The organism is Rhodococcus oryzae (assembly GCF_005049235.1).
GTDB lineage: Bacteria > Actinomycetota > Actinomycetes > Mycobacteriales > Mycobacteriaceae > Rhodococcus_G > Rhodococcus_G oryzae.
This window is the reverse complement of record NZ_SUMD01000003.1, coordinates 532,060-548,334: the sequence shown is the minus strand read 5'-3', so window position 1 is coordinate 548,334 and position 16,275 is coordinate 532,060. Positions and strand designations below refer to the sequence as shown.

At 68.4% G+C, this 16,275-nt stretch carries 15 protein-coding genes; all 15 read right to left on the bottom strand.

All coding sequences use genetic code 11. From position 1 onward, the window contains the following. Positions 1–33 precede the first annotated feature (33 nt). The gene (locus FCG67_RS08900; protein ID WP_136908965.1) at positions 34–705 is read right to left on the bottom strand and encodes a YoaK family protein; all 672 of its coding nucleotides are present in this window, start codon (positions 703–705) and stop codon (positions 34–36) included. Positions 706–762: 57 nt separating this feature from the next. Beyond that, positions 763–1,026, bottom strand: coding sequence for a GlsB/YeaQ/YmgE family stress response membrane protein (locus FCG67_RS08895; protein WP_211243148.1), 264 nt, complete (start codon positions 1,024–1,026; stop codon positions 763–765). Positions 1,027–1,212: 186 nt separating this feature from the next. Continuing rightward, entirely contained in the window at positions 1,213–2,322 is a 1,110-nt protein-coding gene (locus tag FCG67_RS08890) for an NDMA-dependent alcohol dehydrogenase (protein WP_136908963.1), read from the bottom strand. Positions 2,323–2,344: 22 nt separating this feature from the next. Beyond that, entirely contained in the window at positions 2,345–3,847 is a 1,503-nt protein-coding gene (locus tag FCG67_RS08885) for an aldehyde dehydrogenase family protein (protein ID WP_136908961.1), read from the bottom strand. A gap of 87 nt (positions 3,848–3,934) precedes the next feature. Then, positions 3,935–5,602: a sigma-54-dependent Fis family transcriptional regulator gene (locus FCG67_RS08880; RefSeq protein WP_136908959.1), complete on the bottom strand. Its 1,668-nt coding sequence runs from the start codon at positions 5,600–5,602 to the stop codon at positions 3,935–3,937. 12 nt (positions 5,603–5,614) lie between these two features. Continuing rightward, entirely contained in the window at positions 5,615–7,252 is a 1,638-nt protein-coding gene (locus tag FCG67_RS08875) for an AMP-binding protein (RefSeq protein ID WP_136908957.1), read from the bottom strand. A gap of 159 nt (positions 7,253–7,411) precedes the next feature. Next, positions 7,412–8,746: an MFS transporter gene (locus FCG67_RS08870; RefSeq protein ID WP_136908955.1), complete on the bottom strand. Its 1,335-nt coding sequence runs from the start codon at positions 8,744–8,746 to the stop codon at positions 7,412–7,414. A gap of 128 nt (positions 8,747–8,874) precedes the next feature. Beyond that, entirely contained in the window at positions 8,875–9,393 is a 519-nt protein-coding gene (locus tag FCG67_RS08865) for a hypothetical protein (protein ID WP_136908954.1), read from the bottom strand. A 119-nt stretch (positions 9,394–9,512) separates the two neighbouring features. After that, the gene (locus FCG67_RS08860) at positions 9,513–10,367 is read right to left on the bottom strand and encodes an alpha/beta fold hydrolase (RefSeq protein WP_246044945.1); all 855 of its coding nucleotides are present in this window, start codon (positions 10,365–10,367) and stop codon (positions 9,513–9,515) included. A gap of 62 nt (positions 10,368–10,429) precedes the next feature. Continuing rightward, positions 10,430–12,025, bottom strand: a complete 1,596-nt coding sequence (locus tag FCG67_RS08855) for a long-chain-fatty-acid--CoA ligase (RefSeq protein ID WP_136908952.1) — start codon at positions 12,023–12,025, stop codon at positions 10,430–10,432. A gap of 43 nt (positions 12,026–12,068) precedes the next feature. Beyond that, the gene (locus FCG67_RS08850) at positions 12,069–12,716 is read right to left on the bottom strand and encodes a 3-oxoacid CoA-transferase subunit B (RefSeq protein WP_136908950.1); all 648 of its coding nucleotides are present in this window, start codon (positions 12,714–12,716) and stop codon (positions 12,069–12,071) included. A 76-nt stretch (positions 12,717–12,792) separates the two neighbouring features. Further along, the gene (locus tag FCG67_RS08845; protein ID WP_136908948.1) at positions 12,793–13,557 is read right to left on the bottom strand and encodes a CoA transferase subunit A; all 765 of its coding nucleotides are present in this window, start codon (positions 13,555–13,557) and stop codon (positions 12,793–12,795) included. Next, positions 13,554–14,135 carry an RBBP9/YdeN family alpha/beta hydrolase gene (locus FCG67_RS08840; protein WP_136908946.1) on the bottom strand — a complete coding sequence of 194 codons (582 nt, stop codon included), beginning with the start codon at positions 14,133–14,135 and terminating at the stop codon, positions 13,554–13,556. Before FCG67_RS08840 ends, FCG67_RS08845 begins: the two co-directional genes overlap by 4 nt. A gap of 160 nt (positions 14,136–14,295) precedes the next feature. Beyond that, positions 14,296–15,351, bottom strand: a complete 1,056-nt coding sequence (locus FCG67_RS08835) for a beta-keto acid cleavage family enzyme (protein WP_136908944.1) — start codon at positions 15,349–15,351, stop codon at positions 14,296–14,298. Between the two features lie 58 nt (positions 15,352–15,409). Next, positions 15,410–16,258, bottom strand: coding sequence for a TauD/TfdA dioxygenase family protein (locus tag FCG67_RS08830; RefSeq protein WP_136909109.1), 849 nt, complete (start codon positions 16,256–16,258; stop codon positions 15,410–15,412). Positions 16,259–16,275: the final 17 nt, after the last annotated feature.

Genomic DNA, 16,275 nt, shown 5'->3' with positions numbered 1-16,275 from the left:
TCTCGACAAGAGCTGTGCGCGGCCGGAGACGGCCTACGGCCCGATCGATGGGATGTCACGCGCCGCGCTGAGCCGATCCCGCGCGAACAGCACAGCGAGCAGCAGCGCCAACGCGACCGCGGCCCACAGGCCTGCCAGCCCTACCCCGCGGTGCACCGCCGCGCCCGCGGCCACCCCGAGCACCAGGCCGAGCCACAGCCCGGCGAACCGCACCCACTCCCACCGCGGCCCGCCGGTCAGCGCCGCGGCGATGCGTTGCCCCAGCTTGACCAGCGTGCCGGTCATGTAGGTGAGGCTGATCGACGACTCGCCGGTCCGCTCGAACACCGTGTTCTCGGCCCCCATCGCCAGCGCCAGCGCGGCGATCACGACCTGCCGCGGGCCGATGGCCGAGGCCGTCACCGCCGCGACCAGCAGGCCCGCGACGAGGCACATCACGACCGATCTGCGGCGCGCGTGGACAATCCGTCCCAACACCGAACCCAGCACCACACCGAGCACGAACAGCCCGATGACCGCGGCGCCGACCGCCGCGACGTGCCAGTGGCCGTCGACCGCGCCGACCGCCATGCGGGTGGAGTTCCCGCTCATGAACGAGACGAAGAACCCGCCAAGGGTGATGTACCCCATGGCATCGACGTACCCGGCAAGGGCCGCGAGCAGCACCGCGAAGACAAACGTCCGGCGACCGACATCGACTACCACCGGGTCTCTACCCGGATCGGACCGGCCGCCGACGCCACGGAGGCACGCCGGTCTCGGCTACTGCTTCCTCGTCAACGCGGTGTAACCGAGGGCCAGGACGGCCGCTGCCGCAATACTGATGATCCAGCGCCACCAATCGATGCCCGACGTGTCGCCGGTGTCGCTGATCATGTCCCAGATCCAGTACCCGATGAGTGCACCGGCGATGCCGAGCAGGACGGTGATGACCCATCCCATTGCCTGCTTGCCGGGGATCACCAGGCGTGCAAGCACGCCGATGACCGCGCCGAAGATGATGGTGCCGATGATGTCGCCGATCATTATGGGCTCCTCTCGTGCCACCTCAGTCGCGCGAGCGCGTGCTGGGTTGTCGATCTTGATAGTGACACGGTGACGTCGCGGGAGGAACCCTTACGGCCCCAGTCCGGCGGTGCCCCGCTCTCCTGTGGTCCGGAGAGCGGGGCAAATCGGAGACACGGCCGGTCGAGGGGAACCGGCGTCCACCGGTCACGCGTGCACGATCACCCCGCGGATGTTCTTGCCGTTGCGCAGGTCCTCGTAACCCTTGTTGACGTCCTCGAGGCGGTATTGCGTGGTGACCAGTTCGTCGAGCTTGAGCTGGCCCGCATCGTAGAGCCGCAGCAGCTTGACGATGTCGTACTGCGGGTTCATCGACCCGAACAGCGAGCCCTTGATGGTCTTCTGGTTCAGCGTCAGATCGCAGCCGGACACCTGCACGGTGAGCTTCGCCGGATCGGCCAGCCCGGTGATGACGACGGTGCCGCCCTTGCCGATCACCGCGGTCGCCGCGGACACGACCTCCTCGTCCACGGTGCCGACCAGGATCAGGGCGGCATCGGCGCCCTGGCCCCAGGTCAGCTCGTTCACCTTCTCGGCGGCGCTCGCCGCGTCGGCGAAGGCATGGGTGGCGCCGAACTTCAGCGCGGTCTCGCGCTTGAGGGCCACCGGATCCACGACGACCACGTACTTGCAGCCCGCGCTGACCGCGCCCTGCACGGCGTTGATGCCCAGGCCGCCGATGCCGTAGATGACGGCGGTGTCACCCGCATGCAGGTTGCCCGCATTGACCGCGGTTCCCCACCCCGAGGGGACCCCGCAGCCGACCAGCACCGCGGTCTCCAACGGCAGCCATTCGTCCACCCTGACCACCGAGTGCTGCGAGATGGTGGCCCGCTCGGCGAACGTGCCGAGCATGCACATGGCACCGAAATCTGTTCCCTTGGAATGGAACCGGAAGGTGCCGTCCGGCATCGAACCCTCCAGGATGGTGGCACCCATGTCGCAGAGGTTCTGCCTACCCGTCGAGCAGTAGCGGCAGGTGCCACAGTTCGGGATGAAGCTGCACACCACGTGGTCGCCGGGCTTGACCTTCGTGACGCCCGGCCCGACCTCCTCGATGATCCCCGATCCCTCGTGCCCACCGACGATCGGATAGCGCGGCGGCAGGTCACCGTCCGTCAGGTGCAGGTCCGAGTGGCACAGGCCCGCGGCGGTGTACTTGATCAACACCTCGCCGGGGCCGGGTCCGTCCAGATCGAGCTCCATCAACTCGAACGGCTTTCCTGGCTCCAGGAGCACGGCTGCGGTCGTCTTCATGGTTTCTCCTCGTAAGTTGTTGTCAGAGCGCGATGTTGACGGACTTGGTGATCGTGTAGGCGTCGAGTCCGGCCGCCCCCAGCTCGCGGCCCCAGCCGGACTGCTTGTATCCGCCGAAGGGCATCGCGGTGTCGAAGCCGTTGTACTGGTTGATCCACACGGAGCCGGCCTTGATCTGCCGGGCGGTGCGGTGCGCCTTGGAGATGTCGCGGGTCCAGATTCCCGCGGCCAGGCCGTAGATCGAGTCGTTCGCGGCAGCGGCAACGCCTGCCTCTGCGTTGAACGGCAACGCCGCGACCACGGGTCCGAAGATCTCCTCGCGGACGATGCTGAACTCCGGCTTGACGTCCACGAAGACGGTCGGCTCGACGAAGTAGCCGGTCTCGCCCCACCGCTTTCCGCCGGTCAGCGCCCGGGCGCCGTCCGCGAGCCCCTCGCGCAGGTAGCCGGTCACCTTGTCGAACTGCTCCTGCGAGACGAGCGGGCCCAGCTGGGTTGCCGGGTCGAGACCCGGTCCGATCTTCACCTGGCTCGCCGCGTCCGCGACCGCCTGGGTGAACTCGTCGAAGATCTTGTCCTCGACGAACAGCCGCGTCCCGGCAACGCAGCACTGACCGTGGTTGAACAGCCAGGCGTTGAGCGAACCCTCCACGGCGGCATCGAAATCGGCGTCCGCGAAGACGATATTGGGGCTCTTGCCGCCGAGCTCGAGCGAGACCTTCTTCAGGTTGCCCTTGGCGGCCTCGACGATCTTCTTCCCGACCTCGGTGGAGCCGGTGAACGCGATCTTGTCGACGTCGTCGTGCGCGGACAGCGCGGCGCCCGCGTCGCCGAATCCACTGATGATGTTCACGACGCCGGGCGGGAACCCGGCCTCCTGGAACACCTCACCGAGCAACAGCGCCGTCAGCGGCGTCTGCTCGGCGGGCTTGAGGATGACGGTGTTGCCTGCCGCGAGTGCGGGCGCCAGCTTCCACGAGGCCATCAGCAGCGGGAAGTTCCACGGCACGATCAGCCCGCACACGCCCACCGGCTCGCGCAGCGTGTAGGCGTGGAACTGGGCGCCAGGCGCAAAGGGCATCGATACGTTGACCGTGCTGCCCTCGATCTTGGTTGCCCAGCCGGCGTAGTAGCGGAACACGTCCGCGGCCCAGGCGACGTCGACCGCGGACGCGATACCCGCCGACTTCCCGTTGTCGAGCGCCTCGAGCTGACCGAACTCCTCGGCCCGCTCGCTGAGGATGTCACCGACGCGCCAGAGCAGTCGCTCGCGCTCGTTCGGCTTCATGCCCGGCCACGGGCCGTCGTCGAACGCCATCCGCGCGGCGCGAACCGCCCGGTCGACGTCCTCGGCCTGACCGTGCGCGACCTCGGTCAGCGCGTTCCCTGTCGCGGGGTCGTAGGTCGGGAAGGTGCGACCCGAGGCGGCCGGGGTCCATTCGCCGCCGATCAGCAGCTTCTTCGGGCCGCCGGTCAAGAACCCCTGCACCTCGGACTTGAGCGGGAAATCGGCGATCGCCGTCATCGGTTCCTCCTGCGAGAAAGTAGGTGTGTGATGCACGCCATACTTCGCCGGTTCCGATGCGGATAACTGTGCGACTTCCGGACAGCCCTAGGGCGTCACGTCGAGCGCACGGATTCTCGAATACAGTGTGCTGCGGCTGATTCCGAGCTTCGCGGCGGCATGAACCTTGTTTCCGCCGCATTCCTGCATGGCATCGATGATCGCCTGGCGTTCCGCACGCTCGCGGCCCGCGAGGCGGGAGACGCGCGAGCTGGTCCGGTACGCATCGGGCAGATCCGCGAGCCCGATCCTGGTGCTCGTGCGGTCGCGCGCCGTCCTGGTCAGCACCACCCGCAACTCGGTCAGGTTGCCCGGCCACTCACCCGCCACCAGCGCCTCGAGCGCGGTCGAGGTCAGGCTCAGCCCGGGCTCGATCTCGTCGAGCATCGCCTGGGCGATCTCCGGCAGTTCGCCGAGCCGCTGACGGAGCGGAGGCACCGCGATGCGTTCGGGGCACCGCGCGATCATCGCCGCCGCCGCCGGGGGAAGTTCCTCGATCGGGCTGCTCGTCAGCACCATCCGAGGTCCACCCTCGGCGACCAGGAGGTCCGTGACAACGGGAAGTATCGACGCGGGCAACAGGTGCGCGTGTTCGACGGCCAGCACACCGCCCGACGCCGATGCCTGCTCCAGCAGTGCCGACAACCATCGGCCCTGCCCGACTATCGGTATCCGCGAGGCATCCGCCCAGTGCACCGCGTCGGCGCCTGCGAGATCGCGCACGGCCGTGGTGCGGCCCGAACCGGATTCGCCGACGATCGCGACGGACTCGGTGGTCGCGCGCACCCGTCGCAACTCCGAGCGCGCCCGGTCCACGACACCCGCACGGTCGGCACGCCGACGGATCGGCACGTGCGGTCGGTGCACCTGCTCGACCAGAAACAGTGTGCCCCCGTTCGTTCCGGCGATCCGGTCGGCCTGCACCTTCGCCAGCTGGCCGGAGGCCAGTTCGAGGTTCACCGTGCGCGACTGGTCCGGCAGCAGGTCGGCCGCGAGCCCGCGCAGCGCGGCGTGATCGGCCACGTCGAGGAGATCGAGCGCGGTCCGGTTGCTCAGCAGGATGTCCTCGCCGATCGCGGCGACGGCGACATGGCGTTGCGGCGAGACCCGCTGGAACGCGTCCACCAACCGCTGCTCCGACGCCCGCGAACCCTCGAGCAGACGCCGCTCGATATCCGCCGCGGCGCGCTGCAGAAAGGGCGCGAACAGCGAGTTCGCCCGCGGGGCAATGCAGGTCATGTCCAGGATCCCCTCGACCCGGTGCGTCACCGGATGCAGGATCGGATGCCCGTAGCAGCTCAGCCCCTTCAGCCGCTCCAGGTAGTGCTCCTCGCCGTTGATGACGATCCCGCGCCGCACCTCGACCGGGGTACCGATCGCGTTGGTGCCCGCGGTGTCCTCACCGAACCGCGAGCCGATCACCGCGCCGAGCTTCTCCATCTTCCGCTCGACCTGATGGTTGTCGAACACCCGCGCCACGATCCGGCAGTCCCGGTCGGCGAGCAGGAGACACAGCCCGGTGCCCGCGATCTGGATCGCGACCTCGTCGAGGATCGGGCGCGCGGCCCGCAGCAGCCGGCTGGAGAGGTCCAGGTCGGTCGCCGGGTCGGCCTCGAACCCGTCCCCCGGGCCGACGCCACTCAACGCGGATCGCTTCCAGGACAGCGCTATCTCGGGCCGGACCGGTTCCCGCCCGCTCGTCTCGCCGGGGTTCATCGGCCGGCCCGCCTAGCCCCGCCCGATCAACTCGACGGACTGCTCGCGCATGTCGATCTTGCGGATCTTGCCGGTCACCGTCATCGGGAACTCGTCCACGACGTGGACGTACTTCGGGATCTTGTAGTGCGCCAGCTTCCCCGTGCAGAAGGCCCGCACCGAGTCCGCGTCCAGCTCCGGCGCGCCCTCCCGCATCCGGATCCACACCATCAATTCCTCGCCGTACTTCGCGTCCGGCACGCCGATCACCTGGGCGTCGAGAATGTCCGGATGCGAGTAGAGGAATTCCTCGATCTCGCGGGGATAGATGTTCTCGCCGCCGCGGATCACCATGTCCTTGATCCGGCCGGTGATGGCGACGTAGCCGTCGGCGTCCATCACCCCGATGTCGCCGGTGTGCATCCACCGTGCGGTGTCGATGGCCTCGGACGTCTTCTCCGGGTTCTCCCAGTACCCCAGCATCACCGAGTACCCGCGCGTGCACAGCTCGCCCGCCTCCCCCCGGGGCAGCGTCAGCCCCGTCGACGGGTCGACGATCTTCACCTCCAGGTGCGGGCCCACCCGGCCGACGGTGGACACCCGCTGCTCGATCGTGTCATCGGAGCGGGTCTGCAGCGAGACCGGCGAGGTCTCGGTCATGCCGTAACAGATGGACACCTCCGCCATCCCCATCTGCTCGATCACCTGCTTCATCACCTCGACCGGGCACGGCGAACCGGCCATGATCCCGGTGCGCAGGCTGGACAGGTCGTAGCTCGCGAAGTCCGGGTCGGCGAGCTCGGCGATGAACATCGTCGGCACCCCGTACAGGGAGGTGCACCGCTCGGCCTGCACGGCCTCGAGGGTGGCCTTCGGATCGAACGCGGGGCCGGGGATCACCATGGTCGCACCGTGGGTGGTGCATGCGAGGTTGCCCATCACCATGCCGAAGCAGTGGTAGAACGGCACCGGGATGCACACCCTGTCCGCCTCGGTGTAGTGACACAGCTCGCCGACGAAGAATCCGTTGTTGAGGATGTTGTGGTGACTGAGCGTCGCACCCTTCGGGAAGCCCGTTGTGCCCGAGGTGTATTGGATGTTGATCGGGTCGTCCGCGGATAGCTTGGACTGCGCCGTCGCCAGCCTCGACGGGTCGGCGGACTGGGCTGCGGTCCCGTCCGTGACCAGCGCCTGCCAATCCGTGCTGCCGAGCAGGATCACCGATCCCAGGTCGGCGCACTGCGGCCGGACCGTCTCGATCATCCCGGCGTAGTCGGAGGTCTTGAAGCTCGGCGCGGCCACCAACATCTTGATGCCCGCCTGCTCGAGCACGTACTGCAATTCGTGCGACCGGTAGGCGGGGTTGATGTTCACCAGGATCGCGCCGATCTTCGCGGTGGCGAACTGGATCAGCGTCCACTCCGGGCAGTTCGGGGCCCAGATGCCCACCCGGTCGCCCATGCCGACGCCTCGCTGCAGCAGGCCCGCCGCGACACCGTTCACGTCGGCGGCGAGCTCGGCGTAGGTCCATCGCCTGCCCGAGGGCCGGTCCACGAGCGCGTCACGGTCGCCGTGCGCCGCGACCGTCCGATCGAAGTTGTCCCCGATGGTGTCGCCCAGCATGGGGGCATCCCAGACTCCCGACGCGTAGCTGGGCAGTGCGGTGCTCATGTGATTCCTCTCCTGGGCGCCGGTGAGCGCCTCGGGGAGGGCCCGCCGGTGCGGGCCCTCCCGTGGTCGAACCTACTCGTGCGGATGTGACCTACGACATAGTCGGTGGTGCGGGGTGACCGTAACTGTCCAAGGTCCGGACACCCCGCCCTCGGGTGACTAGAGCGCGTGGTCCTTGGTCTCGACCAGGGCCTTGGTGCAGAAGAAGCTCAGCACCGACAGTCCGGCCAGCATCAGACCGATCGCGAAGCTGCCGTAAGTGGAGGCGAGCGGCGCGGCGATCAGCGGCGGAATGGCGCCACCGAGCACGCCCGCCAGGTTGTAGCCCAGGCCCGCGCCGGTGTAGCGGTACCGGGTCTGGAACATCTCGGGCAGCAGCGCACCGCAGGGGCCGTAGGCGACCCCGAAGATGGCGAGCGTGCCGAACATGCCGATCACGAACGCGACGGGCGATCCGGTATCCAGGATGGGGAACAGGGCAAGCGCCCAGACCAGCGCGGCGACGCAGGACGCCATGATCACCTTGCGGCGACCGATCCGGTCCGAGTAGAGCGCGGAGACGATGATCGCGATACCGAAGACGACGGCGGAGGCGATGCCGACCATCAGCACGAACGGACGGCTGAAGCCGAGCGTCTTGGTTCCGTAGCTGGTGAGGAAGGCCGTGCCGAGGTAGAAGAAGGCGAACAGCGTGGCCAGGGCGCCTGCGGAGAGCAGGATCTCCTTGCGCTGGTAGCGCCAGGCGTCGAGGAACGGCAGGGTCCTCGGCGCCGCATCCGGCCCGTCGAGTGCCCGCTGCGCCTGGTTGGCGCGGAACACCGGCGTCTCCTCGATGGCGAGGCGCATGTACAGGCCGATGCCGACCAGGACGATGGAGAACAGGAACGGCACGCGCCATCCCCAGGTGAGGAAGGCCTCGTTCGAGTCGCCGAGCACGGCACCGGTGATGAGGAAGGTGCTGCTGGAGAGGATGAAGGCGATGGCGGGGCCGAGCTGCGGGAACATCGCGTACAGGCCGCGTTTGCCCGGCGGCGCGTACTCGGCGGTCAACAGCGTCGCGCCTGCCCATTCGCCGCCGACCGCGAAGCCCTGCCCGAAACGGAGCAGCACGAGGATGATCGGGGCCGCGACGCCGATGGTGGAGGCGCTCGGCAGCAGACCGATGAGCAGGGTCGAGATGCCCATCAGGAGCAGCGTCGAGATCAGGGTCTTCTTGCGGCCGATCCGGTCGCCGTAGTGGCCGAACAGCATCGCGCCGACGGGCCGGGCGATGAACGCGACGGCAAATGTCGCGAACGAGGCGACCGTTCCGGCTGTCGATCCCAATGCCGGGAAGAACACCTTCGGGAACACCAGCGCCGCGGCCGTCCCGTAGATGAAGAAGTCGTAGAACTCGATGGTGGTGCCGATGCAACTCGCGATGGCCACCCGGCGCACGCTGGTGCGCGGGGGCGCGGCGACCACCGTTCCTTCTACTGGCGACACTGTCGTCATGTGTTCCTCTTCTCGAGCCAAGAGTGATGCCCGGTCGGGCGTCACTGACTGCGAGGAAAGGTAGTGACGTGGCTCACGTGACGACTACCCCCGAAAGGGGGGTGGCGTGAGCCACGCCACTTTTCGGGCTACTGCGCGGAGGCGCTGAGGATCTCGCGGCGCAGCTCGGACCACACCACCGCGTAGGTGTCCGAGAACGAATCGCCCGACTTCACCCGATCGAGGGAATCCGCGAGCAGCTCCTGGTAGCGGGCCAGCCGGGGCACATACGCGGAGACGTCGTCGAACACGTCCGACGCGCGGCGGTCCAGGTCGACGAGCGAATCGACGTCGCCCTCGGTCAGCTCGGCGAACTCCTCGTCGAGCGGCTCGAAGCGCTCGACGACCTCCGCGAACAGGTCCTCGTCGATGGAGACGCGCTCGGCGTCGAGCTGATCCTCGAGCTCGGTCACCCCCGCGTCGGTGAGCGAGACGCCTGCGTCACCGGAATCGGAGGCGCGGCCCGCCGCGACCAGCGCATCGAGCGCGGCCTGCGCCGAGGACTCGGTGACCCCGAGCTGCACGGCCAGCACCGGCGCCGACACCGAACCCTTCAGTCGCACCGACTGCAACAGAGCCAGCTCATCGACATTGCCTGCAAAGGCCATTGCGTATCTCCTTTTGGTGCCCGGAACCGGGCGTCGTCACCGCCCCGAGGGTCAGGGGCGAGCTACATCCTTTTGGATGACCGTCACCGGCGTCAACAGCTAGGCCGGGCCGTCGAGTTCTAAGCCAGTCCGTCGAGAAAGCCGCCGACCTCCATGGTGAACACGGCATTGTCGTCCCCGGCAACCATGTGACCCGCGGCCGAGACGTTGACAGCGGAGGCGTGCGGGATCAACCCGAGCAGCTCCTCGACCCCGTCGGTGCTGACGATGTCCGACTTGCCGCCGTGCACCAGCAAGGTGGGCACCTCGACGGCCCTCGCCGCCGCGACCATCCGACCGTGATGGTCGGAGGTGATGACGTCGCCCACTCCCCCCGGCCGGGCGAATGCGGGATCCCAGTGCCAGTACAGGCGACCGTTCGACCGTTCCCGGACGTTCCGGCGCAGCCCTTCGATGTTCGACGGCCTGGTCCGGTGCGGCTGGTAGGCGGCCACCGCGTCGGCGACCTCGTCGAGGCTGGCGAATCCGTCGGGATTGCCCCGCATGAAGTCGGCGATCCGCCTGACGCCCTCGGGTTCCACCTTGGGGGTGATGTCGACCAGGACCAGGCCGCGCATCAGTCCGGGGTTCTCACCCTCCGCGATCAACCCGGTCATCCCGCCGAGGGAGGCCCCGAAGAGCACCGGCATCTCGCCGAGCTGGTCGATGACGCCGCGCAGGTCGTCGACGAGGCCGTCGACCCGGTAGTCGCCGTCCGGCGCCCAGTCGCTGTCGCCGTGGCCGCGCGCGTCGAGGGTGTAGACGGTCCAGCCGTCGCGCGACAGGGTCGCCGCTGCCCGGTTCCAGGAGTGACGGGTCTGGCCGCCGCCGTGCAGCATCAGGACCGCACCGCGGCCGGCCAGACCGTCGTCCGATTTCCAGCGGTCGGCGGCGATGGCCCCCGCTCCCCCGCGGAACTCGATTGTCTCATTCACGCCTCACACCATAGGAAGCGCCCGGCACCGCCATGTGGGCGGTGCCGGTGGACGTGCCGGGGTCAGCGCGCGGGTTCGGACATCCCCGCGAGCTCGCGCTTGAGGATCTTGCCGGTGGCGGTCATGGGCAGGACGGCGGCGAACTCGATCGAGCGCGGGTACTTGTAGCTCGCCATCTGTTCCTTGCACCAGGTGATCAGTTCACCCTCGGTGATCTGCGCGTTCGGCTCGAGGATGACGAACGCCTTGATCTCCTCGCCGTGACTCTCGTGCGGCACGCCGATGACGGCGACGAGGGAGACGGCCTCGTGGGTCAGCAGGACCTCCTCGATCTCGCGCGGGTAGACGTTGAACCCGCCCCGCACGATGAGGTCCTTGGCGCGGTCGACGATGTAGTAGAAGCCGTCGGCGTCGCGGCGGGCGAGGTCGCCCGTCCGGAACCAACCGTTGTGCATCGCCTCGGCGGTGGCCTCGGGGCGCTCGAGATAGCCCGCCATGATGTTGTGCCCCCGCAGCGCGATCTCCCCGATCTCGTCGGCGCCCGACACGGTGTTCCAGTTGTCGTCGATCAACCGCGCCTCGACGCCCCAGACCGGCACGCCGATCGATCCGGGACGCGGGTCCCGCTCGGGGTCGCTGAAGAGGGCGAGCGGGGACGACTCGGACAGCCCGTACCCCTCGAGGATCTGCACGCCGAACCGCTCGGCGAACCGGGTCAGGATCTCCACCGGCAGCGCCGCACCGCCCGAGATGGCCCGGCGGATGGTGCCGGCGATCCGGTCGACGTCCACGGCGCAGGCGGTGCCGGCCTTGTTCGCCGTGTCGAGCGCGCCGAGCAGGGCCCAGTACATGGTCGGAACCCCGGCGAACACGGTGATGGCCTCGTCGACCATCAGGCGCAGGGCCGCGGCGGCTTCGAATCGGGGCAGCAGTACCAGGGTGGCACCGACCGACAGGCCCGCGTTCATGGTGACGGTCTGCCCGAAGGAGTGGAACAGCGGGAGGGTGACCAGGTAGTTGTCGTGCCGGACCGGGTTGCTGTCGAACAGCCGGTTCGCCGTCGCCGCGTTCATCACCATGTTGGAGTGGGTGAGTTCGGCGCCCTTGGGCTTGCCGGTGGTGCCGCTGGTGTACAGGATCACCGCGGCATCGCCCGCCTCACGGACCACCGACTCCGCCTCCGGCGACATGTCCTCCAGCGCGGCGGCAAGGGTGGTGACGCCGTCGACCGGTGCCACCGCTCCTGGGTCGGCGGTGATCAGGTACATCTGCCTGCACCCGTCAGTCGCGTCGAACCCGGCGCGGCCGAACTCGCCCATCGGCAGGTCCGCGGTGCCCTCGAAGCAGAAGTACGCCTTCGCGCCCGAATCGGCCAGGTGGTAGGCGATCTCGCGGCCCTTGAGCATCACGTTGAGCGGGACCACCACCGCACCGGCCTTGAGGATCCCGTAGTAGACGATCGGGAACTGCGGCAGGTTGGGGCAGGAGAGCGCCACCCGGTCCCCCGGCTCGATGCCCCGCGAGGACAACAGATTCGCCACCTGGTTCGCACGGGCGTCGAGCTCCGCGTAGGTCAGTCGCTCCCCGTCGAGGACCAGGGCCGCGCGGTCGGGGTACCTGCGGGCGGAGTCTTCCAGGAGCATGGACAGGTTCAGCACGCTGAACTCACTTTCGGTTGTCGTGATGGAGGTGGTCGGTGCCCTACGCGAGCGGCGCGTCGGTGGCCGCGCGCACGGACTCCTCCGTCACGCCGGGTGCGCATTCGCGCAACACCAGACCCGCATCGGTGACGTCGAGAACGGCGAGGTTGGTGATGATCCGGTGCACGACACCCTGACCGGTGAGCGGCAGCGTGCACTCGCGCACGATCTTCGATGCCCCCGACTTGTCGGTGTGTTCCATCAGCACGAGGACCCTGCGGGCACCGTGGACGAGGTCCATCGCGCCGCCCATGCCCTTGACCATCGCGCCGGGCACCATCCAGTTCGCCAGGTCGCCGGTCTCGGACACCTGCATCCCGCCGAGCACCGCGGTGTCGATGTGCCCACCACGGATCATCCCGAACGACAGCGCGGAATCGAAGAACGAGGCGCCTGGCGTCACAGTCACAGTTTCTTTGCCCGCGTTGATCAGGTCCGCGTCCACTCCGTCCTCGTCCGGATATGCCCCGGTACCGAGGATCCCGTTCTCGCTGTGCAGGACCACCTCGAGCCCGGGCGGGAGGTGGTTGGGGATCAGGGTCGGCAGCCCGATGCCGAGGTTGACGTACTCGCCCGCCGAGAGCTCCGCCGCGGCCCTGGCAGCCATCTGCTCGCGGGTCCAGCCGACCACTGTCAAGGTCGAGGTCATGAGGGAAGGTCCTTTCGGAGCATCGCAGCGAGGAACGAGCGAGGAGCGGCTGGAAGGGCCGTACCGGGTAACACGGTCATACCACTGCCGCCTTCCGCGCCGTCACCGTGCGCTTCTCGATCTGCTTGTCCTGCACGCCCGTTGCGACGATGCGGTCGACGAAGATCCCCGGCAGATGGACCTGCGCCGGATCCAGCACACCGGGCCGCACCAGGGTCTCCACCTGCGCGATGCACACCCGGCCAGCCATCGCGGCGAGCGGGTTGAAGTTGCGTGCCGCCATGTTGAACACCAGGTTGCCCTCGGTGTCCCCGATCGCCGCGTGCACCAATGCGAAATCGGTGGTGATCGATTCCTCGAGCACGTACCGCTTGCCCGCGTACTCGCGGACCTCCTTCGGCGGGGACGCCACGGCGATCGATCCGTCGCCGTCGTAGCGCCACGGCAGCCCACCCTCCGACACCGGGGTTCCGACCCCGGCCGGGGTGAAGAAGGCCGGAATGCCCGCACCACCGGCGCGGAGCCGCTCGGCCAGCGTGCCCTGCGGCGACAGCTCGACCTCCAGCTCCCCGGCCAGGTACTGCCGGGCGAACTCCTTGTTCTCGCCGACGTACGACGCGATGACCCGACGAATTCTCTTCTGCTCCAACAGCAGACCGAGCCCGTGGCCGTCTGTTCCGCAGTTGTTCGAGGCGACCTCCAGATCGGTCGCCGACCCGTCCGCGATCGCGGCGATCAGCGCGTCGGGGATCCCGCACAGACCGAACCCGCCCACCGCCAACGAGGCACCGCTGCCGATGTCGGCGACCGCATCCGCGGCCGAGACGAACACCCTGGTCACGAGGCGACCTGCTTCGTACCCGTCAGCTCCAGGAGGAGTTCCTCGGCCTCCGGCCAATACCCGTAGCCGGAAGCGGGATTGAGGTGTCCGACCTCGCCGAGGTCGACCAGCCGGCTGCCCCACGTCTCGGCCATACCCGCGATCCGTCGGTGGCTCGCGAGCGGGTCGTTGCTGCTGGCGGCGACGATGCTGGGGAACGGCAGCCGGCGCCGCGGGATGGGGTTCCAGCCATTGCGCTCGAGGTCCTCGATCACCGGGTAGCCCTCGGGCAGAGGCTGTTCCAGGTCGGCTGGGGTGGCCAGCAGAGCGCCCTGGATCGTCCGGGTCGGCTGCTGGGCCCAGTGCACCGTGATCATGACGCCCGCGCTGTGGGCGACGAGGACGACCGGCCCCGAGATCTCGCTCAGCACGGCGTCGAGCGCAGCGACACGCGCGCTCAGGCTGAGCTTGTCGTGCTCGAGCGGCGGCACCGTGCGCACTCGGTCGAGCTTGTCTGCGAGCAGGGTCTGCCAGTGGTCGGCGACGTGGTCGCGCAGACCGGGCACGATCACCACGGTCGGATCGGCGATGCTGTTCAAGTGGACTCCCGAAGCTGCTGTTTCACAATGAGATCGGGATCCGGATCGGATCCCTGGCGGGTCGGGGCGCGGCACAAGCAGGTGCCGCGTCCCGACCCGGCTCGGCGATCGCCGAGCCGTCGCTGCTGCGCCGGCTCGACGATCGGGTTGGGTGGTCGGATCAGGCGTGCTGGGTGAACCCGACCTGTCCGGGCTTGCGGTTCGGCGCGTAGCCGAGCTTGGCGAGGGTCTCGTCGGCGTCGGCGTAGGTCTCGCCGATCCGGTAGATGTCGCGAGCCTCCTTGGCGGTGGCGACCTCGCGGCCGAGCTCGTTGGCGACGCGCACCAGCTGCCGGACCTGCTCGGCGGAGGTGATCTTGACCTCGCCGCTTGGCGCCCACAGGTTGTCCTCGTTGCCGCAGCGCGGGTGCAGGCCCATCGCGATGGCCATCGTGTTCACCGGCAGCACGCTGCGCATCAGCGTCTCCAGCGTCAGGCAGGCGCCGTCCGGGACCCGGTTGATGAACTGCATCATGTTGTACGGGTTCGGGCCGTCGAAGCCGCCGCCGATCGCGACCCAGGTCAGGTTCAGCGGGCCGGTGTAGAAGCCGCGGCGGATCAGGCGCTCCACGGTCTCGAGCTGGGGGATGCTCGAGAGCTGGAAGTGCGGCTGGATGCCTGCGGCCTGCAGGCGGCGCAGGTGCTCCTCGACCCACTCGGGGCCGGCGGGGACGGTCATCTCGCGGTACGTGTGCGCCAGTTCGGCGTTCTCAAGGGAGGTGCCCTTGATGTCGCCTGGGGTCATCAGGTCCATGATGTTCATCTGGCTGGTGTTGATCGCGATGGTGACCTGGTCCGGCTTCGGGTCCAGCTCGGCGAGCATGTGGCGCACGTCGTCGGAGAGCCACTTCGCGTCCGCGCCGTCGCCCTCGGGGGCGAAGGAGATCGAGCCGCCCACCTGCAGGATCATCTCCGGGACCGCCTCGCGGAGGCGGCCGAGGAGCTCGTTGAACTTCGACAGGCGCTTGGAGCCCTTGCCGTCCTCCTCGCGGACGTGGATGTGCAGCACGGTGGCGCCGGCCTCGAAGCAGTCGACGGCCTGCTGGACGTGCTCGTCCATCGTCAGGGGCAGGTCCTCGGGGAAGTCCTCGACCGCCCACTCCGGGCCGTACGGCGCAACGGTGATGACCAGCTTGTCCTGGTTCTCCGGAAACAGCGCGTCGTCGTGAAAGTTCATGTCTTTTCTCCTGTCGATTGGGCTGGAAGAGCCTGGAGTGGAAGAGAGTTCGTAAGGGTCAGAAGGGACGATCGCCGACGATGCCCGCGCGTTCCATCTTTCGGACCGCGGGCCAGTAGTCCTGGACCGCGTAGTGCTGCGTCGACCGGTTGTCCCAGATCGCCACGCTGTTGCGCGTCCACCGCCACCGCACCTGGTACTCGGGGATGGAGGCCTGGCTCTGCAGGTAACGCAGCAGTTCACCGGCCCCCGGCGCGTAATCGATTCCCCAGCGCACGTTCTCGGCGGTGTGGAAGTTCGTCAGGTGGGTGGTGAACGAGTTGACGAACAGGATCTTCTCGCCCGTCTCGGGGTGTGTGCGCACCACCGGATGCTCGGCGTCCGGGAAGCGTTCCTTCAGTTCGAGTCGCTGCTCGATCGGCAGCCGCGCTCCGAAGGTCGCCTCGATGCTGTGCCGCGCCCGCAGGCCCTCGATCTGCTCCTTGACGTGCTCCGGCAGCCGCTCGTAGGCCAGCGCCATGTTCACCCACATGGTGTCGCCGCCCACCTCCGGTCCCTCGATGCACCGCAGCACGCAGCCCATCGGTGGGTTCTCCCGCCACGTCGCGTCGCAGTGGTAGGCGTTCTCGAACCGCTCCGGCGGGCTGTCGAGGTCCTTGTAGATCCGAACGAGTCCGGGGTGGTCCGGGTCGCTACCGAGTGCGGGGTGGTCCTCGAGCGGCCCGAACCGCTCGGCGAGGGCGACGTGCTCTGCCCGGCTCATGTTCTGGTCCCGGAAGAACAGCACCTTGTGCTCGAGCAGCAGCGACTTCAATTCCGCGAAGCGCTGGTCGTCGCGGGCGACCTCGGCGAGATCGACGTTGAGGATCTCCGCGCCGATGCTGCAGGTCAGCGGGCGGGCATCCATCGCCGCGGCGGCGATGT